The 21,517-nt window shown below is 34.8% G+C and carries 23 protein-coding genes and 2 tRNA genes; 10 read left to right on the forward strand and 15 right to left on the reverse strand.

All coding sequences use genetic code 11. From position 1 onward, the window contains the following. Positions 1–127 precede the first annotated feature (127 nt). Both MXE27_RS00445 and MXE27_RS00450 read right to left on the reverse strand, forming a co-directional pair. A complete protein-coding gene (locus tag MXE27_RS00445) occupies positions 128–3,502 on the reverse strand; it encodes a hypothetical protein (protein WP_248610591.1) in 3,375 nt (1,124 codons plus the stop codon). A 10-nt stretch (positions 3,503–3,512) separates the two neighbouring features. Beyond that, on the reverse strand, positions 3,513–4,079 hold the full coding sequence (locus tag MXE27_RS00450) for a pectinesterase (protein WP_248610592.1): 567 nt from the start codon (positions 4,077–4,079) through the stop codon (positions 3,513–3,515). Between the two features lie 427 nt (positions 4,080–4,506). Between MXE27_RS00450 and MXE27_RS00455 the strand changes: the two genes are divergently transcribed. The 3 genes from MXE27_RS00455 to MXE27_RS00465 are packed head-to-tail and all read left to right on the forward strand — an operon-like array spanning position 4,507 to position 6,975. Continuing rightward, positions 4,507–5,193 carry an L-2-amino-thiazoline-4-carboxylic acid hydrolase gene (locus tag MXE27_RS00455; RefSeq protein WP_248610425.1) on the forward strand — a complete coding sequence of 229 codons (687 nt, stop codon included), beginning with the start codon at positions 4,507–4,509 and terminating at the stop codon, positions 5,191–5,193. 30 nt (positions 5,194–5,223) lie between these two features. Then, positions 5,224–6,255 (forward strand): CPBP family intramembrane glutamic endopeptidase, encoded by a 1,032-nt coding sequence (locus MXE27_RS00460; RefSeq protein ID WP_248610593.1) that lies wholly within the window; start codon positions 5,224–5,226, stop codon positions 6,253–6,255. A gap of 45 nt (positions 6,256–6,300) precedes the next feature. Beyond that, on the forward strand, positions 6,301–6,975 hold the full coding sequence (locus tag MXE27_RS00465) for an alpha/beta fold hydrolase (protein WP_248610426.1): 675 nt from the start codon (positions 6,301–6,303) through the stop codon (positions 6,973–6,975). 59 nt (positions 6,976–7,034) lie between these two features. On the opposite strand, the gene MXE27_RS00470 is transcribed toward MXE27_RS00465, so the two are convergent. Beyond that, positions 7,035–7,841 carry a methyltransferase domain-containing protein gene (locus tag MXE27_RS00470; protein ID WP_248610427.1) on the reverse strand — a complete coding sequence of 269 codons (807 nt, stop codon included), beginning with the start codon at positions 7,839–7,841 and terminating at the stop codon, positions 7,035–7,037. Positions 7,842–8,098: 257 nt separating this feature from the next. After that, on the reverse strand, positions 8,099–8,458 hold the full coding sequence (locus MXE27_RS00475) for a response regulator (RefSeq protein WP_248610428.1): 360 nt from the start codon (positions 8,456–8,458) through the stop codon (positions 8,099–8,101). A 429-nt stretch (positions 8,459–8,887) separates the two neighbouring features. Between MXE27_RS00475 and MXE27_RS00480 the strand changes: the two genes are divergently transcribed. The 3 genes from MXE27_RS00480 to MXE27_RS00490 all read left to right on the forward strand — a co-directional run bounded on the left by MXE27_RS00480 (position 8,888) and on the right by MXE27_RS00490 (position 11,162). After that, complete coding sequence (locus MXE27_RS00480; protein ID WP_248610429.1) at positions 8,888–9,028, forward strand: hypothetical protein; 141 nt, start codon at positions 8,888–8,890, stop codon at positions 9,026–9,028. A 61-nt stretch (positions 9,029–9,089) separates the two neighbouring features. Beyond that, a complete protein-coding gene (locus MXE27_RS00485) occupies positions 9,090–9,998 on the forward strand; it encodes a 3'-5' exoribonuclease YhaM family protein (protein ID WP_248610430.1) in 909 nt (302 codons plus the stop codon). A gap of 159 nt (positions 9,999–10,157) precedes the next feature. Further along, positions 10,158–11,162 carry an NAD(P)/FAD-dependent oxidoreductase gene (locus MXE27_RS00490; RefSeq protein ID WP_248610431.1) on the forward strand — a complete coding sequence of 335 codons (1,005 nt, stop codon included), beginning with the start codon at positions 10,158–10,160 and terminating at the stop codon, positions 11,160–11,162. Between the two features lie 49 nt (positions 11,163–11,211). Here MXE27_RS00490 and MXE27_RS00495 read toward each other — a convergent pair whose 3' ends face one another. The 5 genes from MXE27_RS00495 to MXE27_RS00515 form a co-directional block, all read right to left on the reverse strand. Further along, positions 11,212–12,363 carry a hypothetical protein gene (locus MXE27_RS00495; RefSeq protein WP_248610432.1) on the reverse strand — a complete coding sequence of 384 codons (1,152 nt, stop codon included), beginning with the start codon at positions 12,361–12,363 and terminating at the stop codon, positions 11,212–11,214. A gap of 2 nt (positions 12,364–12,365) precedes the next feature. Continuing rightward, on the reverse strand, positions 12,366–13,034 hold the full coding sequence (locus MXE27_RS00500) for a hypothetical protein (RefSeq protein WP_248610433.1): 669 nt from the start codon (positions 13,032–13,034) through the stop codon (positions 12,366–12,368). A 150-nt stretch (positions 13,035–13,184) separates the two neighbouring features. Continuing rightward, positions 13,185–14,594 carry a histidine kinase dimerization/phosphoacceptor domain -containing protein gene (locus MXE27_RS00505; protein WP_248610434.1) on the reverse strand — a complete coding sequence of 470 codons (1,410 nt, stop codon included), beginning with the start codon at positions 14,592–14,594 and terminating at the stop codon, positions 13,185–13,187. Positions 14,595–15,021: 427 nt separating this feature from the next. Beyond that, positions 15,022–15,567, reverse strand: a complete 546-nt coding sequence (locus MXE27_RS00510; RefSeq protein WP_248610435.1) for an NADPH-dependent FMN reductase family protein — start codon at positions 15,565–15,567, stop codon at positions 15,022–15,024. A gap of 141 nt (positions 15,568–15,708) precedes the next feature. Further along, a tRNA-Ser gene (locus MXE27_RS00515) sits at positions 15,709–15,793 on the reverse strand. 146 nt (positions 15,794–15,939) lie between these two features. Here MXE27_RS00515 and MXE27_RS00520 point away from each other — a divergent pair. Beyond that, positions 15,940–16,314 carry a DUF5518 domain-containing protein gene (locus MXE27_RS00520; protein ID WP_248610436.1) on the forward strand — a complete coding sequence of 125 codons (375 nt, stop codon included), beginning with the start codon at positions 15,940–15,942 and terminating at the stop codon, positions 16,312–16,314. Between the two features lie 305 nt (positions 16,315–16,619). Here the strand turns inward: MXE27_RS00520 and MXE27_RS00525 are convergent, their stop codons facing one another. The 3 genes from MXE27_RS00525 to MXE27_RS00535 are packed head-to-tail and all read right to left on the reverse strand — an operon-like array spanning position 16,620 to position 18,131. Beyond that, entirely contained in the window at positions 16,620–16,985 is a 366-nt protein-coding gene (locus tag MXE27_RS00525) for a cupin domain-containing protein (RefSeq protein WP_248610437.1), read from the reverse strand. Positions 16,986–17,020: 35 nt separating this feature from the next. Then, on the reverse strand, positions 17,021–17,800 hold the full coding sequence (locus tag MXE27_RS00530) for a GNAT family N-acetyltransferase (RefSeq protein ID WP_248610438.1): 780 nt from the start codon (positions 17,798–17,800) through the stop codon (positions 17,021–17,023). Between the two features lies 1 nt (position 17,801). After that, positions 17,802–18,131, reverse strand: a complete 330-nt coding sequence (locus tag MXE27_RS00535; protein ID WP_248610439.1) for a DUF1801 domain-containing protein — start codon at positions 18,129–18,131, stop codon at positions 17,802–17,804. 106 nt (positions 18,132–18,237) lie between these two features. On the opposite strand from MXE27_RS00535, the gene MXE27_RS00540 reads away from it, so the two are divergent. The 3 genes from MXE27_RS00540 (at position 18,238) to MXE27_RS00550 (ending at position 19,585) form a co-directional block, all read left to right on the forward strand. Continuing rightward, positions 18,238–18,435, forward strand: a complete 198-nt coding sequence (locus MXE27_RS00540) for a hypothetical protein (protein WP_248610440.1) — start codon at positions 18,238–18,240, stop codon at positions 18,433–18,435. Positions 18,436–18,713: 278 nt separating this feature from the next. Further along, positions 18,714–19,076 carry a DUF5518 domain-containing protein gene (locus MXE27_RS00545; protein ID WP_248610441.1) on the forward strand — a complete coding sequence of 121 codons (363 nt, stop codon included), beginning with the start codon at positions 18,714–18,716 and terminating at the stop codon, positions 19,074–19,076. 47 nt (positions 19,077–19,123) lie between these two features. After that, positions 19,124–19,585, forward strand: a complete 462-nt coding sequence (locus MXE27_RS00550) for an HXXEE domain-containing protein (protein WP_248610442.1) — start codon at positions 19,124–19,126, stop codon at positions 19,583–19,585. Between the two features lie 81 nt (positions 19,586–19,666). On the opposite strand, the gene MXE27_RS00555 is transcribed toward MXE27_RS00550, so the two are convergent. The 3 genes from MXE27_RS00555 to tuf all read right to left on the reverse strand — a co-directional run bounded on the left by MXE27_RS00555 (position 19,667) and on the right by tuf (position 21,419). Next, a tRNA-Ser gene (locus MXE27_RS00555) sits at positions 19,667–19,751 on the reverse strand. A 69-nt stretch (positions 19,752–19,820) separates the two neighbouring features. Then, complete coding sequence (gene rpsJ / locus MXE27_RS00560; RefSeq protein ID WP_248610443.1) at positions 19,821–20,129, reverse strand: 30S ribosomal protein S10; 309 nt, start codon at positions 20,127–20,129, stop codon at positions 19,821–19,823. A 48-nt stretch (positions 20,130–20,177) separates the two neighbouring features. Further along, positions 20,178–21,419 carry a translation elongation factor EF-1 subunit alpha gene (tuf, locus tag MXE27_RS00565; RefSeq protein WP_248610444.1) on the reverse strand — a complete coding sequence of 414 codons (1,242 nt, stop codon included), beginning with the start codon at positions 21,417–21,419 and terminating at the stop codon, positions 20,178–20,180. Positions 21,420–21,517 lie beyond the last annotated feature (98 nt).

The raw sequence follows: 21,517 nt of genomic DNA on the forward strand, positions 1-21,517 counted from the left end.
TAACTGATTTTTCTATATTTAAAGGAAGTATAGTCTGCTCAAATAGCAAAAAAATTTGGTTAAATAATTATACACAATATAACTAATTAAAATTTCCTTATTAAAAAATAAAAAATAAAAAAAGGTTTTATTTTATTTTTGGTAGTATTAAACCACTTATCACCATCAATACAGCTATTGCTAAGTAATTTAATGGCATACCTGTGTTTTGCATCCTTACTGTGTCGCTGTATGCACTGGCTTTTATAACTGTATTAACAGTTGCACTTTGTACGCTCTCGTTTATAGTCGGGTCATATGTTGAAGTAGTTACTGTAGGTTTTATGATGAAAGTTCCTGATTTTAAAGATTTTAACTTGATTTTAATCCATGGATCCAATATTGGCACAGTTCCCAAATTCCAAGTTATAGTTCTGGTTGCAGGGTTATAAACCCCCTCAGGATAACCGGGTTGAGTTTGCAAGCTTACAAACTCCATACCCTCCGGTATGATGTAAGTAAGTACAACATCATCGGCAGCATCAGGTCCATTATTTCCCAATTTAAAAGTCACCGTGATGATTTCACCAACAGTCGGATTACTGTTGCTTACAGTTGTAAGCACATAGATACTTGATTGTGGTACTTTAAGTGTTCCAGTATCTGTAGATCCCATATATTGATCGTCGGTAACGAATTCTGCACCTATAGTGTAGGTACCACCTACCAAATTAATAGAGTAGGGTAAAGTAGCTACGCCATTGACATCTGTAATTGCAGTACCCGCATCAACACCATTAACTTTAAAGAGTATAGTTTTACCACTGATTGGTATGTTGGCGTGGGCAGTATCAATCAAAGTTGCTTTTAAATTCACGGTTGTACCTTTATTTCCAGTCACATCATCTACTGTTAAACTGGTTGGACTATGATTAGCAGTTATATATGCAGTATCTGAGTCTAATCCATTGCAAGGATAGGCACTTTGAGATGTTGTTTCTGCATAATTGGATAATATACCAGTCTGGTTAACAATTACTTCTATGGCTAGTTGTTTAACATTACCGCCTAAATCAGAGCTTAAATTAGGTATAGTCCAATTAGTTCCATCAAATACATTAACTAGGTCATTTAATACCCAATTATTAGGATCTGATGGATTTATTGTACCCGATAGTGTGTAATAATTTCCAGTCCAGTTCATGCCAGTTAATAAATCCCCAAGAGTTAAGGAAGTAAAGTCAGGTCCCTGGTTTTCTACTTTCACTATTGCATAAATCGTGTCCTTGTAGAGTGTGGTGGTTATAATATCACCCCATGGTGAATCTCTAAATTGCTTGGAAACATCCACATAAGCTGCTTCAGGAACATCTAACGATGCAGTAGCACTAGGCCAAGTATCACCATGGTCTTGATCTTGAGCATATTGTGTAGCTGTGTTGGTCACTGAATCATCACCCGTAGTATCCACGGTACCTCCCAATGCAAGCAGAATAGATTTTCCATTACTTAAAGAAGGAATAATCCAATTCACACCATTAAAAGGTGAAGTTGTATCCTGGAAAATCCAACCACTACCATAATTAACCCAATAAGAGCCTTGGTAATTAAATCCACTGAAAACATCATTTATATTGATGTTAGTAGCATCGTCAGGACCATTATTAGTCACATTTAATACGGCATAGATGGTATCCATGTAATTTGCAGTAGTAATAGCTGTACCATCAATAGTAGAACGGAATTCCTTAGTCATAGTGATTATTGAAGCCGGTTCCACATTGAATGTGAAATTAGTGGAGTTAAATGGACGGCTGTCTGGAGTGGTTTGAGCAGTTACATTTGCCCAGTTGACAATGGTACCAGTACCAGTCACATTAGCCACTATATCCAGAGTGGCATCTGCTCCTCCGAGTACTAGAGTTCCTATATCCCAGATACCTGTTGCATCATCATAGGTTGTGGTTCCAGAAGGTGTGCTAGACACATAGGTCAAACCTTCAGGCAATAAGTCCTTTACTTGTACTCCTTCTGCGTCGCTGGGTCCATTGTTATGTGCCGTGATGTGAAAAGTCACCAATTGCCAGTACTCCGGTGTTCCAGTCATAGTTTTATCTAAGGTGACGTGAGCTCCAGGCACTGTTAATTGTGCTGTTGCAGAAGGAAGTGTTCCAGAATAATATGGGTCTGACCAGACCATATTAGCTGTATTATTAACCCGCCCTACTTCTGTAACCACACCTTTAATGATTACTGTTGCATATCCTGAAAATGTTGCATTTGATAAAAATAAAGGAATCTCTATATCTGCAAGTATTTGTTCTGTTGTGTAGATCACATCCCAACTCGTATAAATAGACGCCACACCATCATTAAAAACACCTTGAGTATGTATCCATCCTTGTGATATTCCCCCAGGATTCAAATCTATACCCTCTGTCAGCTCTGAGAGATATATGCTAACTACATCTGGACCATGGTTTATTAGGGTGATTACAGTGTATATGGTGTCTCCCAAGTTAGCTGTGGTAATAGCGGGACCGTCGGGTGTGTAGCGGAATTCATTAGTCATAGTGATTAGTGCTACTGCATTTGTTGCAGTATAAGAATCAGTAGCCACATTATTTGCTTTGTTTGGATCATATTGTTCTAAAAGCCAGTCATCTATTTTAACTGTGTTGGATATTATTGCGTTCCCATACCCCGTATTTATGGCAGGTATTAATGCAATAAATGATTGGCCAGAATTAATAGAAAGTTTTGGAGAACTTCCAGAACGACCATCAATGAGATCCCAAATGAAATATTGGCCATTAATGCTTGCGTAAAAATCTGTTAAATAGCTTATCCATGTTGCCCCATTATCATAACTGTACTTAGATGATGCTATAATTGGGGTTAGTTCATCTGGGAAAATATCTGTTATATATACTCCGTTTGCTATATTAGGGCCGTTATTAGTCACATTAATCTTGACATATACAGTACCCTGATAGTTTACGTTGTCAATGAGATTGCCCAAAGCATCCACAAATGTCTTCGTAATCACCAAATCAGCAGTATTATGAGGTCCCTGACTATTTACGGAAACCTCCGCATACTGATTATCTACAACTGCACTAATGCGTTGAATTCCAGATATAAGTGACTTGAATAGTACTGAAGCTATTCCATTAGTAGTATTTTTAGAAGTGGGCTCGTTTAGTGTTCCAAACGGACCATCCACTAAGCTAAAGGTTACTGGAAACCCTATGAGATTCGCCGAAACATCTTGACCTGCCGAATTGTGGGTAAAATCTAAAGTGATTGTTGAAATTTGACCCGGAGATATTGAAAGCGGATTTGCCGTGAGGCTAAATTTTAACCAGGTATTATTAGATACTGAACCACCAACAACGAATATTAAGCTGTTAAAATCAGGGTTATTGGAACCCCACCAGTTATTTTCTAAGTTTGCTGTACCTAATCCATTAAACATAGTGAAATAATTGTTATTGTAGAACCTGTTGAAATTAGCCGTCATAGTATTCACATTAAATAGGGCCCCCCCCTAAGCCGGCACTATTATTAATAAAAGTACTACCTGTGATTATACAATTTCCATTAATGTTATTGTTGATAGCTCCACCATTTGTAGTGGCCGTGTTGCCTATAAAAGTACAATCTTCAACCGTTAAAGTACCATAAAGATTATAAATAGCACCACCATTATCAGCAGTTCCATTTATTAACGTTAAATTCTGGATTTTTACATCCATATTATAAACTAAGTAAGGGTTAACATTGAATATCTGCGCAGATTTTTGAGCATCAATTATAGTGCCCTCTTGGCTTTCACCAATAATAGTCACGTTCTTGTCAATCACAATGTTGGTATTATTTTCACCAGTGTATACTCCATTTGCAATATGAACTACACCTTTATCATTTACCGTTTCGATAGCATTTTTAATGGATTTTTTAGGCCCATTAATAGTTCCAGATAACCACTCTTGGTATTCCCCATCCCAACTATCATTTCCACTGGAATCATTCACATAAATAGTACTTTTATCTGCAGATACAGCAGAAATAGTGAAATTAAAGAGGAAAAACAGCACTAGCAAGATTACTATGATCGATAATTTTGGTTTGAATGTCTTTGTATTTTTTTTATTTGTAATTTCTTGTCTTCTTATCTTTTTCACCCCCTTTATGCCTGATAAATCTTAATGGAAATAACTGAAAAAAAAGGAGATAGTGCACTTTTAAAAACTAAATAAAGTGAAAAAGACCAATCTATACTAAAAATTTTTGTATAATGATTATAACTATAATGGCTTTAATTAAAAATATTTCGAAATTATTACCAAAGTAGGCCCTCATACCATACCCTATAATTACAAACTAGATTTAATAAATAATCAAAACATGCGAATATACTTGAAAAACAAAAAATTGATTCACAACAATAGTATTAAAATCCACTTAACAATAAGCTCTCTGTTTTAGTAAAAATCTTAACATATCCCTAACAAAATAATAAGTATGACCGGTTATTCTACAGAAGAAAAATCTAAACTTTCAAGAAGATTTCAAGAAGACCTCAAAGATATTCAAAAACTCATGGAAAAACGTTTTGGAGGAGAATTCAGTTCAAAAGCCCTTCCAGAAATAGAAAAAGAATATAAATCTCTTCTTGAAGAAATTCCATACATTGGTGGTGAAAAGAACCCTTTAACCATCACAGTTACATCCACCACACCAGATCTAGCGATTTATCTAGTTTTAAAGAGAATGGGTAAATATTTGCAGGATATTGGAGAGCTTTGTTACCATCGACATTGGGAGTCCTTTAAAAAGAATAGACATGAAATCATGAGCATGGATGATCCCCGCGCCATAGGTTTTTTAAAATATTTGGCCGCGGAATCTGAGAAGCGTGAATATCCTGGTAACTTTGTCTATGAATTCGTGGATGGTGAAGGTGAAGATTTTGATTATGGCCTGGATTTTAAAGAATGTGCAATTTGTAAGTTCTTCCACTCTAAAGGAGCTGATGAATTCGTCCCATATATGTGTGCTACAGATATTGCAGAAAGTGAGTGGGGTGGACTGGGACTTAGCAGGACTACAACCTTAGCTGAAGGGAATGATAAATGTGATTTTCGTTATAAAAAAGGTGGAAAAACAAATATAGATTCTAATGTGATTAATCCAGGTGATTTTCGCTAAATACTAAATGGGGGTTGAATCTTGACTGAAATGTTCTTAGAAAAGAGACAGCTTAAAAAAGAGTTGTTCGTATTTTTAATTATTACTTTTGCAGCAACTTATTTGCTGGATTTTATGGTTTACATGATCTATGGCTTAAAAACAACTTCTAACGCCACAGTATGGGGGCTCACACCTGTGGCGCATATGCTCTTTCCAGCTGCCGCTGCCATAATTTGTATGTTTTATTTTAAATCCTCTGCCTTGACTAGAGAAACAAAAATTGTATTCGCATTATTTTTCAGTTATATGGTTCTATTTTTCTTTGAAACGTATGTTTATCCAATCATGGGAACTATTGGTGTTTTACCATTAGCATCATCAGTTATTGCAATTTTAGGATTTTTAACTGTTTTTATGCTGCACTTAAAAAAACAGTGGAGAAGAGGGCTCAAACCATCCAGACTATTCATTGGGAAAAATCTCAGATATTACATCATTCTCCCTGTTGCCATATTCACTGTAATCCTTGCTAGTCTAATTTTAAACTACATTACAGGGTTAGGTGTTCCTTCCCAGGAATTTAACCTTTACTTATTCTTTGTTACATTTATAAATATGATGTTTATGGGCATCTTCTTATTGTGGCCTTCTGTTTTTGGAGAAGAATACGGTTGGAGGGTTTATCTCCAGGACAGATTATTCCCCCTGCTAGGTGGATATAGGGGCGTTTTAGTATTGGGTATTATCTGGGGAATATGGCACACACCCACTATATTACTTGGAAATAATTTTCCAGGCCAACCTATTCTGGGAAATGTGGCCATGATATTTTTTACCATTGCAGTTGGTATCATCTTAAGTTACGCTGTTTTAAAAACAGGTAGTGTTTGGATAGCAGTATTAATCCATTTAATTATTGATATGATGCAAGTACCATCAGAAACATATATTGCAATATCTATCCATCCCGTGTTTTCTTTTGGGTCTGGAATCTATGGTTCTGTAATTATAGCTGTATTTTCAATAATATTGTTGAGGTCTAAGGTCTGGAAGAACCTGAAAATCCGTGAAAGCAACTGAAATTATAAATAATGATAATAAGCAGAAAAAGGAGTTTATGGATTGTTGAATAGTGAAAAAAAGTTTCCCTTTGTCATGGTTCACGGCGGAAATATGTCCACAGAGACATGGAATGCTCTTGCCAAAAGCGATGATTACCCTCCAGGGAAACTTTTAGGTGGTAAGATATGGGATAGTATCGTGCCGGATCTTAAAGCCCAGGGGCATGATGTTTTTTCACCTACCTTACAGGATGAACATGTCAGCCACCTTAATGACCATATTAATGAGATATATGCATTAATAATAAGAAATAATCTAAAAGAAGTTATATTAACCGGACACAGTTATGGAGGGATGATAATTACAGCGGTAGCATCTAGAATTCCTGAAAGAATTAGACATTTAGTGTATGTTGATGCTGCGCTTCCAAATCCTGGAGAATCACTCTTTGATCTTATCTATTCTAGTGGTCGCGACCCTCTATCTTTTATTGGGTTAGAACCGGATGCCCCGTATATTGAAAAAATAGATTTTGAGCCGGGAAATTTAGTGGACATTCATAAAACATACATTTTATGTACTGAAAGCGAATTTAATGCAGTTACTCACCCCATTATGGATAAAATTAAATTAAATCCATCTGAATGGAATTATATCGAGTTAAAAACGTCTCACATCCCCATGGCTTCTATTCCAAAAGATTTTGTGCAGATACTTTTAAAAATTGCTGCAGAATAATTTTAATTATAATTCTTTAGGAATAAAAAAATCAGGTTTATCAACTCTGAATTTCCAAATCAAGATGATGGATCAATCTTTTTAGATAGAATTTTTCGCACTAATAATTCTTTTTCATTTATAGAGTCCACTATCAATTGATATCCGTGAATAGTGCTATTAATCTCTTTATCATCGAATTTATTCTTCAATAATTTTTGGATCTCATTTTTCTTTAGGTGTTCCACTATTTCCATATTATATTTTAAATACTGGTCATTAAAATCTGAAATAGAAATAAGTTTAAATCCCGCTCGAGTGATTACTTGGCGGTAGTCCTCTTCGGTATTTGCAAATAAAGTTAAACCATCAGATTCCATCATCTGCTTCATTTTATCCCCCCAATCCCCATTTTTAGGACTTAACCAATCCCCAATTATGAAGTAAGAGTCTTTTTTTAAAACTCGAAAAATTTCCTTAAATAAAGCTAATTTATCAGGAACATCCAGGTGTAAAAAAACTCCTTTACTGTAAACAAGGTCAAAAGATTCTGAGGGGAATGGGAGGTGGTTAATATCATTGTAATATAAAAATTTAACATCATCTTTTAGAGAATCAATTAATCTGCAGTTAGATTCATCAACCATCTGTTGGTTGATTTCAATGCCAGTGACCAGAGCCCTGTGTTTTTGAGCAATATATGTTGCTGCACCCCCTAATCCAGAACCAATATCCAGTATTTCTTTATTTTCAAGTTCAAATCCTACCAATAAATTATCAATAGCCTCAGTGCCACCTTCTGATAAAAACCCATCGCCATAAGCCACTTCAAGTATGGTACAATATTCTTCCGGATATTCATCCTTAACTTTTTCTATGCTACTCATATTTTACACCTGATCGCGTCCTTACTCATGCCAAGTTTGATACAGAGGCAATATACTGAATCATCTCCCAACATTACTGCCCCATTTTATAATATAAAATATGTTTTTCCACCAATATCAAATTTTTAAGTGAATCATAATACCAATCTAAAATATCATAGAATTTTAAATGAAAAAATAAATATCATTGCAAAAGATTAATAGTAAAAAATAATCATGCTTTTTAGAATTTTAATAATACTTGTTTTAAAAGATTATTATCCTGAAAAAGCTCGGTATATGGAATATCTCACATTTTCTTGAGTTAGGGGCTTACTCAAAACAATAGCCCCCTCTGGCAATTGCAGAGATTTATTCAGACAATTTTTTATAAAAACTGTTAAAAATATAATTGGTATTTTATGAATATATTCTATTTCCTTTCCTGTTTCCAACCCACTAATTTTCCCTTTTAACTGAATATTAATAATTATCAGATCAGGACTTAAATCTTCAAGATATTTGATTGCTTCTTCCCCATTGGAAGCTACAGCAATTACATTATGTCCCAATTCATCTAAAACATTTTTTAAATCTAAAATAGTGCCGGATTCATATTCCGCAATTAGAACGTCCATCATACCACCATATGAATTTAATTGGAGTGTGAATAATTCTTACTTAAAATTAGTGTTATCCCATTATTTAATAAATTTTGCAAATTATAAATCGAAATTCACAATATAAATAATCCCAATTACTTTTTTTCTTAAAATTATTAATTTAAACTAACACGAAAGATAAAAAAAGATAATCTATGTTTGTTATACTAAAGATAAGTTAGATGGGCAATAATAGTTTAGACAGCTAAACTTCAAATTAATATTATAGCACTGATCTTAAGATAATTAATTATAAACGGCACAAGACTCCACTATCTGAACTTTTTTATTGAAAGAATTATTTGGAAATATTTTAAAAATCCATGCCTCATATTTAAGTCTAACATATACATCACCCATATTATTGATTAATAATATATAAACAAGATTGAGGAGAATGATTTTATGAACAAAGAAATTCAATATATTAATCCCGATACATCAATAAATAACCCGGGATTTTCACAAATGGTGGTAACTCCCAGTGATGGAAAAACCATTTACATTGGTGGCAAAATTCAGTTAATTCCCAGGGAGAGACAATAGTTAAGGGCAGTATTTTGGTTCAAACCAAAAATAAAAAAAGTTTTAATGAGGTCCAAAAAAAATGTCTAAAAAGGAAGAAGACTTTGTAGCTAATATTCAGGACAATAGAACTATTTCATCACGATTTATTATTTCAAATAAAGAAATTAGAATCGCTAAAAGTGGGAAAAAATATGTTGAGTTCCTTTTATCAGATAAAACAGGCGATATCATTGGGAGATATTTTTCAAATGCAGATGATGAATCTATTCATGATTCCATTATTTTAGGTAAAGTATATCAAATCTCGGGTAATGCTAATGAATTTCCAAAAAATTCTGGACGATTTAGTATAATCATTAATCAAATAAATTCTACTTTTGAAAATGAATATGATATTAAAGACTTTTTAAAGGTTTCAAATAAAAATAAAGATGAATTAATATTAAAAATAACAAAAACAATAACCCATATAAAAAATATCCATTTAAAAAATCTTCTCCAATCTTTTTTTGATGACGAAATTTTTATAAAAAAATTCTCAATTTCACCAGCAGCCATGTTTCACCACCACAATTATCAAGGCGGTCTTTTAGAACATACTGTGGAAGTGCTGGAAATATGTAAAAAAATATCCGTGATATTTCCAGAATTGAACAAAGATTTGCTTTATTCCGGTGCAATTCTCCATGATATTGGTAAAATAGAGACCTATGAGTCTGATTCATGCAGCATATTCTATTCTGAAAAAGGTAAAATGTTGGATCATTTATTTATTTCTGCAGATATGGTTAAAAATAAGATGAATACTATTGAAATATCTGAAGATTTGATTAATGAATTGTTGCACCTTATTTTAAGCCATCACGGTGATGTTCAAAATGGTTGGGGTTCTGCAGTTAGTCCCCAAACTCCCGAAGCTATTACTCTACACCATGCCGACAATTTAGATGCTAAAGTTAAAGAAACCCTGCAGAATGGAAAAATTTAGATAGGGAGTAGTTTAAATGAATACAATTAATCTATCTTTTATTTTCTTGATTTCATAATTTTACTGTTTTTAATCAAATAAAAGCAGTTTTTTGTTAGAAAAATAAAAGCAGTAATTTAAAAAATAAATAAACCGATGTCACCATTTGGAGAAATAAACGTGTACGATGTTATAATAATAGGTGCCGGACCTGCAGGTTCCATGGCAGCTAAAATAAGCACTAATGCCGGTTACATTGTTTTACTAGTTGAAAAAAGAGATTTACCCCGGGAAAAATCATGTTCAGGAATCCTCATCCAAAAATCAATTAAAATTATAGAAAAAGAATTTGGTGAAATTCCAGAGGATGTTTTCTCAAGTCCACCTATAAACAAAGGTATCATAATCTACAATGAAAAAGGCAGTGAATTCAAGTTCGAAAGTGATGGTTACAATATTTGGAGGAATCTACTTGATGAATGGTTGACTCTGCAAACCCAATATGCGGGAGCAGAAGTTAGAACTTCCTCTCCAGCATTAAACTGTGTAGAAAAAGAGGATTATGTAGAAGTCCATTTTAAAGGTTATGTAGAAAAAGCCAAGGCAGTTATTGTATGTGATGGTGCTGGAAGTAAAATTAAAAGAAGGGTTCTGGACGTGCCCTTAGATCAGATTATCACCTATCAAACTTTCTGTAATGGTCGTGTAGATTTAGATAATGGATTTTTTCATGCTTTTTTAGATTCTTCTCTTTCCCAGTACGATGCATGGCTCAATGTGAAAGACGGTTACATTATTATAGGCGTAGGTGTTAAAGATGCTTCTAAGAAAAAAGATTATCATTCTTGTTTTGTTTCATATCTTAAAACCAATTATAATTTAAAAATTGAATCTTTTGAAAAAGCTGAAACCGGTTTAATGCCCCATATACAACCTAATTTTAGAACAGATTTAGGGAAAGGACGAATTCTCTTTGCAGGCGATGCTGCCAATTTATTAAATCCTTTAGGTGAAGGAATATCCAGTGCTCTTTTTAGTGGTTATGCAGCTGCTGAAGCATTAATATCCTGTGAAAAAGCAGACGATATTTTAAAAATTTATAATAAGAATCTAAAAGGTGAGATTGATTATATGGTGAGACAATGGAAGTATTTAGGGACCATAACTAAACGGTTTAAGGTTTAGATTATTTATTATTCCCCCTAATCCCCCATCAAACCTAACCAATACTATGTTATTGATCCTGTTTTTTGAAAAATTCCTCCCACTTCTCCTTACCAAAAAGGGCTATGAACTTTTTTTTATCTTCAGGAGAATACTGGAAAGCTTCAGGTCTTTTATATCTCTTTTGAGAATTTATAGCTTCTGCTTCGTGGATCAAATTTACATCTGGTTTGTTGAATGGTTGGCACTGCTTGTAAGCTTGTTTTATCAATTCCAGAGTTTCGTCGGAATACCATACTCGGTTGGCTTTATATTCGCTCAAAAAGGTTTCATGACCAAATATATCATCCCATACCAACTGGAAGTGGTCTTGGAATATTTTCTCCCTAGCCTTAAGAATTCCAGGATTGCATTCTTGAGTACGTTTAATGTTTCTCATGGTATATTTATGGCCTCTCAAATCTGTCCATCGCTCATCATATGGTGCAAAATTGCAGAATGAATCCAGCCAATCATATACATTCTCCACCATCTTTTCCCAGGACCTTATGATCATGGACCATTTATTAATAAGTGGCGCATACTCCCAATCTATTTTTTGCCTTTCCAATCCAAATTCAAAGCTATCCACCAAATTAAATTGTGAACGATCTGCTAGTTCATCGTGAATCTTAAGGATTTTATCGTATTTTTCCACTTCAAGGGGAAGGTGCATGAATTCAGCAAACATTTTATCAGAAATTATGGCTTTCCTCACAACCACATCTCCCTGCAAAGCCTGGTAAAGGCCTCTCTCCTCTGCAGTTTTTAAAAAAACAGGATAGGATAATCCCGATTTTCCAAGCTCAATTAACTCCTGTATTGGAGATTTGAGGAGTTCATAATTAGGATGGCCTTTTAGGCTTTTAATGGAATTTTCATAGGCATCCAATGTTTTCTCCATGAGTAACTCATCCCCTCCACTAGCAGAGTGTTCTCCTTTCATCATCACCCCCAAAGTTTCAGAATATGCATTGGTGAACTCAATGAACAAATTCTCTGTGGTAAGTTGTGCTGTGAAACTGGCTACATCATCAGTTTCCTTGGCCACTGATTCCATCCTGCCCAATGCTCGGCCCATCTTTTGGAAAGATTCACCAACTGCCCCCTTTTCTTCCATTTCCCGATACATGTTGCGGTAGGTGTCCAGGATAGTATTAGCCATCTCTTCATCCACAGGCATTTTTAAATTCCCCTGTATATTTTGAACTGTTCGATTCTTTTTTCCAGAACTTCATCTGGTATGGGAATGAGTCTGCGGTGCCTTTCTTCCCATATCAGGTCAAAATTGTAGTTCCACTGTGGATCCCAATTACGGGCATTAGGAAGAATCTCCTCTTTCCAATCATTGCGGCCCTGATTTATAATTTTTTGAGGATTATCATGATTTATTTCTTTTTTCCATTCTTCAGGAACTTCTGCAGACTGATAAACCTCTATCTCTTCTAAAACCATCAGGTCATAGCGAAGCTGGTCTGTGAATAAGTCCAGAATAATCTCCACATTTACTTCACCCTCAATTTCGGATATGGCATTTACCAGTTCAACGTCTGTCTCCATAGAGTCAATGATATCAAGAATTCTTAATGGGGCGTGTAAGCGTATTTCTTCTTTTAATTTTATGAGTAAATTTTTTCGTGCCGTTTCCTGATCTTTTACAAGCGCTATGGCATTTTTAACCGCAAGATTTTCTTTTTCAAGTTTTAGACCAAATTCTTCAAGATCTTCTGAGTTGTATATAGCATCATATAATGCTTTTTCAGAATTGTAAGAATGAGGATATAGGGGGTTATCTTCATATTTCTTCAGTCTTGATTGATAATATTCTACATATTCCTGGTGCCTTTGATTCATCTGAAAAATCTCCATTACAAAAAGATTGTTATTTATTATTTACTAGGTATCGTTTAAAATAATCTAAAACTATTCCTGCTATTAATAATTATGAAATTTAGAATTATTTGACAATCTTTAGATAATGAGTCATTTAAGGTAATGAAATGATTATTCTGCTTCTTCAAAAATAATAGTGAAAACAGTTCCCTGGTTTTTTTTATCAAGTTCCAATTCGCCGTTGATTTGTATGATTAAATTATTCACTAACTGTAAACCCAATGAATTAGTATTCTTATAATCTAAATCTTCAGGAAAACCCACACCATTATCAATAACCCTCAAAATGATTTTTTCATTTTGTTTATAGAGTCCTATATTAATATATCCTTTTTTATTGTCAGGAAATGCATATTTAATACTATTAGTAACCAATTCATTGACAATAAGGCCCATTGGAACCACTGTGTTGATATCAATCTTCAAATCCTCCACATCAATTTGAAGTTTTATTTGGTTTGGGTCAGAAACCATTGAGTGGTATAGATCCGTGGCGAGGCTGCGTATATACTCACCAAAATCTATTTTTTTAAGGTCTGTAGACAAGTATAGTCTCTCATGAATCAACGCCATGGATTTAGCACGGTTTTGGCTTTCTTTGAAAACTTCACGTGCATCTTGATCTTTAATCTGTCGCGACTGGAGATTTAGTAAGCTTGACATAATCATGAGATTGTTTTTCACCCGGTGGTGTATTTCCTTAAGTAGGATATTTTTTTCATCCAATGATTTGGCCAGAGCATCTTCAGCAACTTTTTGTTCAGTTATGTCCTGATTTACCCCCATTGTTCCTATTTTTTGACCATTTCTATCAAACATGATTCTAAAACGGACAATTATAAATCTTCTCTCTCCGCCCCCCCTTATTATCCAGTGGCGAACCGTACTTATAAAATCAGGATCATTCACTTCGAATGTCTTTTTAAGTTCCAGTTCCATTAATTCATAGGCACTGGGATCAACGAAACGTTCAATATACTCATTGGCAGATAACAAATTGCCCCCTTCTTCCTCGGCACTTGTACCATATAATGCATAAAACTGATCATCGAATGTGAAAAGATCTTTTTCAGTATCATATTCCCAGTATACCATTTTGGCCATGTCCATGCCGATTTGTAGACGGTTTTTAGTCCAGATGAGTTTATTTTCTGCATTTTTTTTATAAAGAGCCATTTCTATGACTATTTTCAGCTCAATTTTTTCATATGGTTTGACTAGATAGCCATAGGGCTGAGTTTTCATTGCTCTGGAAATTATAGGTCCATCGTAATGACTCGTTGAGAATATAAAAGGTATTTCCATCTCTTTAAATTTATGAGCAAGTTCAATACCATCAATTTCACCAGGCAGCGAAATATCTATTAAAACAAGATCTGGCCGAATATCAAATATTTTTTCTAATGCTTCTTCACCAGTGGAGAACACGGCAGGAACGTTAAAACCAATAGATTCCAAAGTATTTTTAATATCTTTTGTTTCTATGTTTCCATCTACCAGCACAATTTGAACATTTCTCACAAAAATCAACTAAATTATATTTTATATTTTTAATTAAATAAATTCTATGAATAAGATTAGTGTTTTCTAACAATGCCCCATATCTTACGATTAGTCCAGCCCACGAATCCATGATTATAATTCCTCAAAATTATCCAACTAATTAGCTAAATACCTAAATATAAAGTCCCTGCTAAATTAGTAAAAATTTTAAAAAAGAAGAAGAATACCTATTATTCCCTCATTTTAGCATGTATTTTATGTAAATAAAACTTCAATAAAAGCCTATCATGAAAATAGTTCTTTCAAAAATATTTCAATGAAACCCCATGAGTTAATAAAATCATAAGGGAGAAAGCCAGTTAAAACTGGCAAATCAGCAGATATTTTGAAAAATCTGCTGTGGATGAAAGCATGACCTATTTTGATCGAGTTTTTTAATAAATATTTATCCTAAAAGCTCCGATACAAATTCAGAGTAGATATTTTTATCAGAAGGCGCACTGATAGCTGAAGCACCGTATTTAGTTGACACCTTAACTGGAATGGACTTATTTTCCAAGTTATTAGCTATAATCACATTAGAATCCTGTGTAGGTGCCCCTGCCAGAGTAAAAACGCCAGCTATAATATTTTCAGGTGATTGTAAATTATTTAGATAAGTTTTCACAGGTCCCGTGGGTTGGGCGCCATATGTAGGACTTCCTACCACCAAAATATCTGCTCCAGACAAATCTAAAGCATCGCTGGATCTGACCCCCGCCAATTTAACCTCAAATCCACGGCTTTTTAATTCATCACCAATATAGAAAGCTGCATTTTTTGTTCCGCTGGTCATGCCCGGATCATAAACAATAATGGCTTTGCCCTTACTATCGCCGTCTGGTTTTAGGGTTAGAGAAATTTTACTCCTAATTACTCCGATTATCCAGGTCAGTAAGGATATCACTAATATCAAAGCCAGGATAATTCCAATTATAATTAATATGCTCACATCACCACCATCCATTCTAAATTTTATTTTTAATAGTTTATATGGGGAAGATTACCTTTAAAAATTTGTAAAATACATGAAATGTATATGAAAAGTTAAGGAAAATTTTAAAATAAGAGATTGTTTTTATAAAAGATTAAACGCCGGGACTGGGATTTGAACCCAGGCGGAGAGAGTCTCCACGGGATTTCAAGTCCCGCGCCTTACCAGACTAGACTATCCCGGCAAATGAACTGCTTTTTAAAGTTTGGGTTCATATTATAAAAATATTTCCCTTGGAGGTATTTAATATCCACAATATAAAATCCCCATGGTGTCTTTAAAAAAAGAATATGTAATAGAAGAATACAAAAACTTATTTGAGTTGATTAAATGGACTGGAAAACTATTGGGATTGGTGCAGCCGTTAATGCCATCATAACTACTATTTTATCCTCACTATTTCTCCCATTATTCTTTATAGGGCCAATTATTGGAGGATTTGTAGCAGCTTATCTAAGCGAAGGATTTGAAGATTATGATGAAATGGATGAAAAAGATGGGGCAGTTATAGGAACCATGTCTGGAATAATTGGTGGTTTAATAATCAGTGCAATAATACTTCTAGGTGGGGTAACTTTATATGTCCTCATCGGAGTCACAGATAACTTTTTAATCAATGGATACATCACTATTCAACTATCATTAACTATAAACCTGATTTTAGGGTTAATTGGTGGTATTGTGGGGGTTGTAGTTAAAAAGTGATTTAATCTCCTATAAACTTCAGGGCAATCACTTCAAAAACAGTTTTATAAGGTTGAAAAAATCTAATTTTATTTATAGCAATATATTTATCTCCATCACAGAACCAACCAGTTGATTACATTCCACAACACTTAAAAAAATATAGTGGGGATTTTCCCGTAATCCTATAAACTTTTCTTCCATTAATGCAATTGAGGAATCTTCATTCCAAAAATTGTTTATAAAGTGATGCTAACCCCCATACATCTTCTTTAATCATTTTTCTTATTTTCATGGTCCTCATATTCCGATCTAAAATTAAGTTTTTATATCCATTCTAAATCAGTATCAGTCAGCTCAGATTCTTTATCCCCAGTATTGACTGTTTCAGTAGGTTCAATTAATAAAATATGACATTCATCAGGACAAGATGGTTTGTGTTCAACTCCTTGGGGAATAACCACCATATCGCCCGACTTTAAATGCATTGTTTTATCTCTTAAATCTATTTTTAATTCTCCGTTTATAACAACAAAAACTTCATCGGTTTCAGGGTGGGTGTGCCAGATGAATTCTCTTTTAGCTTTCACAATTTTAAAATAATAATCATTCATCTGAGCTATGATCCTATAAGAGTGAAGTTCTTCTAATTTAGAGAATTTTTCTTCAAAATTTACTACTTTAACTTCCATTTTATTCACCAGAGAATTTGATTATATTCTTTAAGTCATTTGAGTTCTTTTTTCATAATATTCTCAAATCGGGTCTTGCTGATGGGGTGATAACTCAATATTTTGCCGTCATAAATAAGACAGAATGATCCAAAAGCACAGGGGGAATTTTGAACATCCACGGCATTTTCTAAATCAACCAGATTGGTTTCCAGTTTGAATTTATTTTCAGCCGATTCAATAATAGCATTTACATTTTTTTCAGTGTAGGGACACTGGACTGAGCGAAGGATAGTTAATCCATTACTGTATTCTTTTAAAGACTCATTCATATTTTCCCGGAATTTAGGATCTGGAGATTTATCATCAAATTTTTTAACCATCAAATTAAAATCAGGTTGAGCACTATCAACCACCTGAAAACCTCTATTCAGAAATATATCATTACCTGCCATGAAAGGGCCTTTTCTGGTAACCACAGCCACTCCCAGCATCCCCTGATTCCGGGTCTCTTGGATACACTCATCCAATAATATGGATGCCATCCCCTGCCCTTTATATTCTTTCCGGAAACCTACAAAGACGCAGTGGATAAACATATACCCCCTGGCTTCAACCGGACGGTGGGCATATTCTCCTGGAATGTATTCCAGCATCCCCTGATAACCACCCTTTTTAGACATTACTATCTTTATTCTCAAACCTTGGGGATAATACTCTTGGAACCACTCAATCTTTTTCCTTAATTCCACGTGTTTTTTCAGGTCTTTATAGCCACAAACCCCATAATCTGAGATATTATCTGGATTTAAGTCAATTATTTTCATATCATCCATACTAATTCTCCGGAATCAATTTTAAAAGTTTTACAATCATTTCTTCATCTATTTCATCTTCAAAGTAAACTTCTATAACCCTCATGGTCTTACCCGTGCCCTGGAATAATGCAATTTCCTCCTCAGATAAATCTTTTATGGCAAACCCCAGATTCACGTGGGTTTTAAGTGCAACAATATAATATCTGCCATCCCCATAAGTGGGAACACCCCATTTCATTTCTTCTTTAATATTCGGGAATGTTTTTAAAATAATTTCCCTTAATTGCAGACAAATCTCTTTTTGAGGAGATTTTTGATTTTTAAAGTATTCTTCAATGGTTTTAGACATATCATTCCCCCATCATATATTGATTTTTTACTTCATTCATTTATCCAATAATTTATGATAAGCACATCCATGTAAAGATCTGTTTCTCCATCTTTAAATCTTCGGGATGGTGTTTTTATTATATGATTTACCACGACCATCTGGTCCCAGTGAACAAGCAGAAATTTTTCTTCCAGTTTGCGTCAAATACATGGGCATGAGGCATAAAGAATACCCTGCCCGCCATGCAAGTAAACCCCTAGGATTATCTTTTCTCTTGATGAATAGTTTGTCTTACTCCTCCCAGATCAACATTTTCCAATGAGACTATGCTGTTAGCACCGACTATTTAAGGAGTATAAGGCCTTGGTAAAATGGCCAGAATTATCACTAATATTAAAATAATTGCTGCTAAAAAGATCCAAAACCCTGCTTACCACTTATAATATTTTTTTTTAAATTTTAGAATTTAAATTTAGTGATGCATAAAATCTTTAGAATTTATTGACACAGAATTACTTAGAATTTAAGGTAGCTATTATGAAAAATAATTTAATTAATCCAGGACATATTATAATCAAGATTTAAAAGGGGGTTATTTGTATGATGGAGATAAACTGGCTTACCGTGAGAAGGGGTTTGTTGTTATCCCTGGTCCTGTGGATGGTTCTTCGAGAGGTTGCCGGAGATATTGGAGGGGTTGTTGGGTTTCTCGCAGCAACAATGTATGTTGGTTACAGAGCTGATAAAAATTATTTAAATGGTGCCGCACACGGGGCGCTGGTGGGGATTGTCGGTGGTATTATCGGCGGATTGATTATACTGATTTTATATCTGATTGGATTTGGAGATTATGCAAAACAGCTCTGGCCAGTTACCAGTGTTATAATGGCTATTGTGGTTATAATTTTATATGGTATTGTTGGAGGAATTGGGGGAACCATTGGTTCTGTGATTAAAAGGTAGATCAATATCCAGATAATAAACCAATATTATAATAGGAGATAATCTCAATGGAATTAACAATTTTATGGCTAGTGCCAGTAGCCTATTTTATACATATTTTAGAAGAATCACCGCGATTTGTGCCTTGGGCAAAGAAATATATTGGTGCACCGGAAACCTTTGGTCAGTTCGTTCTGGGAAACGTTATTTTCATGGCGTATGTTCTTATATCTGTATCTCTTGCCATCTTTTATACCGGTGCATGGACACTTATTCTTGGATTTTCCACGGCAGCATGGATATTTTCAAATTTTTTAATCCACGCAGGATACACGTTATATACGGGGGAATATTCTCCCGGAGTCGTGACTGCTAGTGCCATATATACTCCTCTGGCATTATACATTTATTATAATGTCTGGGGATCTGGAATACTGAATACATTCGACCTTATACTGTCCATTGTCATTGGTTTTGCAATTATGTATGTTCCTACAGTTATACAGGAAAAGAGAATGGGAAAATTATAGTAAAAAAATGGTAATTTAATATTTTTTTTATTTTTAAGCTATTAGTTTGAAATTTAATTAATTAAAAACAATAAAATTAAACGCCGGGACTGGGATTTGAACCCAGGCGGAGAGAGTCTCCACGGGATTTCAAGTCCCGCGCCTTACCAGACTAGACTATCCCGGCATACGGATTACAGATGAATAAGATAATAAAAAATAGGGGTTTTAGCTATTTTGCAACCCCCGTTGCAATTTAGCTCTTTAATTCAATTTCAATACTCACGTTATCAGGTACATTAACCTTCATAACCTGTCTCATAGCCCTTTCATCGGCTTCGATTCCCACTAATCTTTTGTGGATTCGAAGTTCCCATTTTTCCCATGTAGCTTTCCCTTCACCATCAGGTGATTTTCGGGTTGGCACTACTAGTTTTTTTGTTGGTAATGGAATAGGGCCTGAGAGGTCGACACCAGTCCTTTCTGCAATCTTTTTTAATTGTTCGCATACATAGGCCAGTTTTTCTGGGTCAGTTCCTGTGAGTTTAATTCGTGCATTGTGCATTTTGTTCCTCCGTTAAAAGAAAAAAGAAGGTGAAAAGTTTAATTAAACCTATTTAGCTGGCTCGATATCAATACACATTCCAGCGGCCACGGTTTGACCCATGTCCCGGATAGCGAATCTACCCATATGAGGAATGTCCTTGATTTTTTCGATTACCATAGGTTTAGTTGGTTTAACTTTCACGATTGCAGCGTTACCAGTTTTGAGGAAGTCAGGATTTTCTTCTTCAACTTGGCCAGTTGCGGGGTTCATTTTCTGAGATAATTCTAAGAAAGTACATGCGACCTGAGCGGTGTGACAGTGGAATACGGGAGTGTATCCTACGGTGATAACACCAGGGTGCTGTAATACTACGATCTGTGCGGAAAACTCTTTAGCAACGGTTGGAGCGTTGTCAGGATGTCCTGCTACATCTCCTCTCCTTACATCATTTTTACCTACACCACGTACGTTAAATCCTACATTGTCACCAGGCTCTGCTGAATCCAGCATTTCGTGGTGCATTTCGATGGATTTTACTTCTCCAGTTACTCCGGCAGGTTCAAAAATTACATTTTCACCTTTCCTCATAATACCGGTTTCGATTCTTCCTACTGGTACTGTTCCTACACCAGTGATGGAGTAAACATCCTGGATAGGTACTCGTAGTGGTAAATCGGTTGGTTTTTCAGGAGCAGTGAAGGTGTCTAAAGCTTCTACGAGAGATGGGCCTTTGTACCATGGAGTGTTGTCACTGCTAGTGGTTATGTTGTCTCCTTCGAAAGCAGACAGTGGGATGAAATTAATTTCATCTGGTTTGTAAGCTACAGTCTTGATTAAGTCAGAGACTTCAGCTTTGAGGTCGTTGAACTTACCTTCGTCGTAGTTAACAAGATCCATTTTGTTTACACCAATGATTAATTGGTTGATACCCAGGGTTCTTGCTAAGAAAGCGTGTTCTTTGGTTTGTGGCATGATACCGTCGTCAATAGACACTACTAATACAGCAGCATCAGCTTGTGATGCACCAGTAATCATGTTTTTAACAAAATCACGGTGACCAGGACAGTCCACAATAGTAAATTCATATTTTGGAGTTTCGAATTTAGCGTGAGCTAAGTCTATGGTTACTCCTCTTTCTCTTTCTTCACCTAATTTATCCATTACAAATCTGAACTTGTTTTCTCCGTCTGCTAATTGCTGTTCAGCAATAGCTCCGGCTTGGAGTAATAAGTGTCCCACAAGGGTTGATTTTCCGTGGTCTACGTGTCCAATAAACGCCAAGTTCATGTGTTCTTTTGTTTTAGCCATTAAAAATACCTCCATTTAATATGCGTAAGCATTATTTGTCAGTAGTCTGAGCTTAGGTTAAGTTTAGTTTAAACCCCCATATAAATGTATAATTTTAT

Origin of the sequence: Methanobacterium alcaliphilum (assembly GCF_023227715.1) — an archaeon.
GTDB classification, from domain to species: Archaea; Methanobacteriota; Methanobacteria; order Methanobacteriales; family Methanobacteriaceae; genus Methanobacterium_E; species Methanobacterium_E alcaliphilum.

What these genes read in the sequence shown, in the direction of transcription:
- MXE27_RS00445 (WP_248610591.1), bottom strand. Translation starts at nt 3,502, where the DNA reads ATGACGGCTAATTTCAACAGGTTCTACAATAACAATTATTTCACTATG.
- MXE27_RS00455 (WP_248610425.1), top strand. Translation starts at nt 4,507, where the DNA reads ATGACCGGTTATTCTACAGAAGAAAAATCTAAACTTTCAAGAAGATTT.
- MXE27_RS00460 (WP_248610593.1), top strand. Translation starts at nt 5,224, where the DNA reads ATGTTCTTAGAAAAGAGACAGCTTAAAAAAGAGTTGTTCGTATTTTTA.
- MXE27_RS00470 (WP_248610427.1), bottom strand. Translation starts at nt 7,841, where the DNA reads ATGAGTAGCATAGAAAAAGTTAAGGATGAATATCCGGAAGAATATTGT.
- MXE27_RS00475 (WP_248610428.1), bottom strand. Translation starts at nt 8,458, where the DNA reads ATGGACGTTCTAATTGCGGAATATGAATCCGGCACTATTTTAGATTTA.
- MXE27_RS00480 (WP_248610429.1), top strand. Translation starts at nt 8,888, where the DNA reads ATGAACAAAGAAATTCAATATATTAATCCCGATACATCAATAAATAAC.
- MXE27_RS00485 (WP_248610430.1), top strand. Translation starts at nt 9,090, where the DNA reads ATGTCTAAAAAGGAAGAAGACTTTGTAGCTAATATTCAGGACAATAGA.
- MXE27_RS00495 (WP_248610432.1), bottom strand. Translation starts at nt 12,363, where the DNA reads ATGCCTGTGGATGAAGAGATGGCTAATACTATCCTGGACACCTACCGC.
- MXE27_RS00500 (WP_248610433.1), bottom strand. Translation starts at nt 13,034, where the DNA reads ATGAATCAAAGGCACCAGGAATATGTAGAATATTATCAATCAAGACTG.
- MXE27_RS00520 (WP_248610436.1), top strand. Translation starts at nt 15,940, where the DNA reads ATGGACTGGAAAACTATTGGGATTGGTGCAGCCGTTAATGCCATCATA.
- MXE27_RS00525 (WP_248610437.1), bottom strand. Translation starts at nt 16,985, where the DNA reads ATGGAAGTTAAAGTAGTAAATTTTGAAGAAAAATTCTCTAAATTAGAA.
- MXE27_RS00530 (WP_248610438.1), bottom strand. Translation starts at nt 17,800, where the DNA reads ATGGATGATATGAAAATAATTGACTTAAATCCAGATAATATCTCAGAT.
- MXE27_RS00535 (WP_248610439.1), bottom strand. Translation starts at nt 18,131, where the DNA reads ATGTCTAAAACCATTGAAGAATACTTTAAAAATCAAAAATCTCCTCAA.
- MXE27_RS00540 (WP_248610440.1), top strand. Translation starts at nt 18,238, where the DNA reads ATGGTGTTTTTATTATATGATTTACCACGACCATCTGGTCCCAGTGAA.
- MXE27_RS00545 (WP_248610441.1), top strand. Translation starts at nt 18,714, where the DNA reads ATGATGGAGATAAACTGGCTTACCGTGAGAAGGGGTTTGTTGTTATCC.
- MXE27_RS00550 (WP_248610442.1), top strand. Translation starts at nt 19,124, where the DNA reads ATGGAATTAACAATTTTATGGCTAGTGCCAGTAGCCTATTTTATACAT.
- rpsJ (WP_248610443.1), bottom strand. Translation starts at nt 20,129, where the DNA reads ATGCACAATGCACGAATTAAACTCACAGGAACTGACCCAGAAAAACTG.
- tuf (WP_248610444.1), bottom strand. Translation starts at nt 21,419, where the DNA reads ATGGCTAAAACAAAAGAACACATGAACTTGGCGTTTATTGGACACGTA.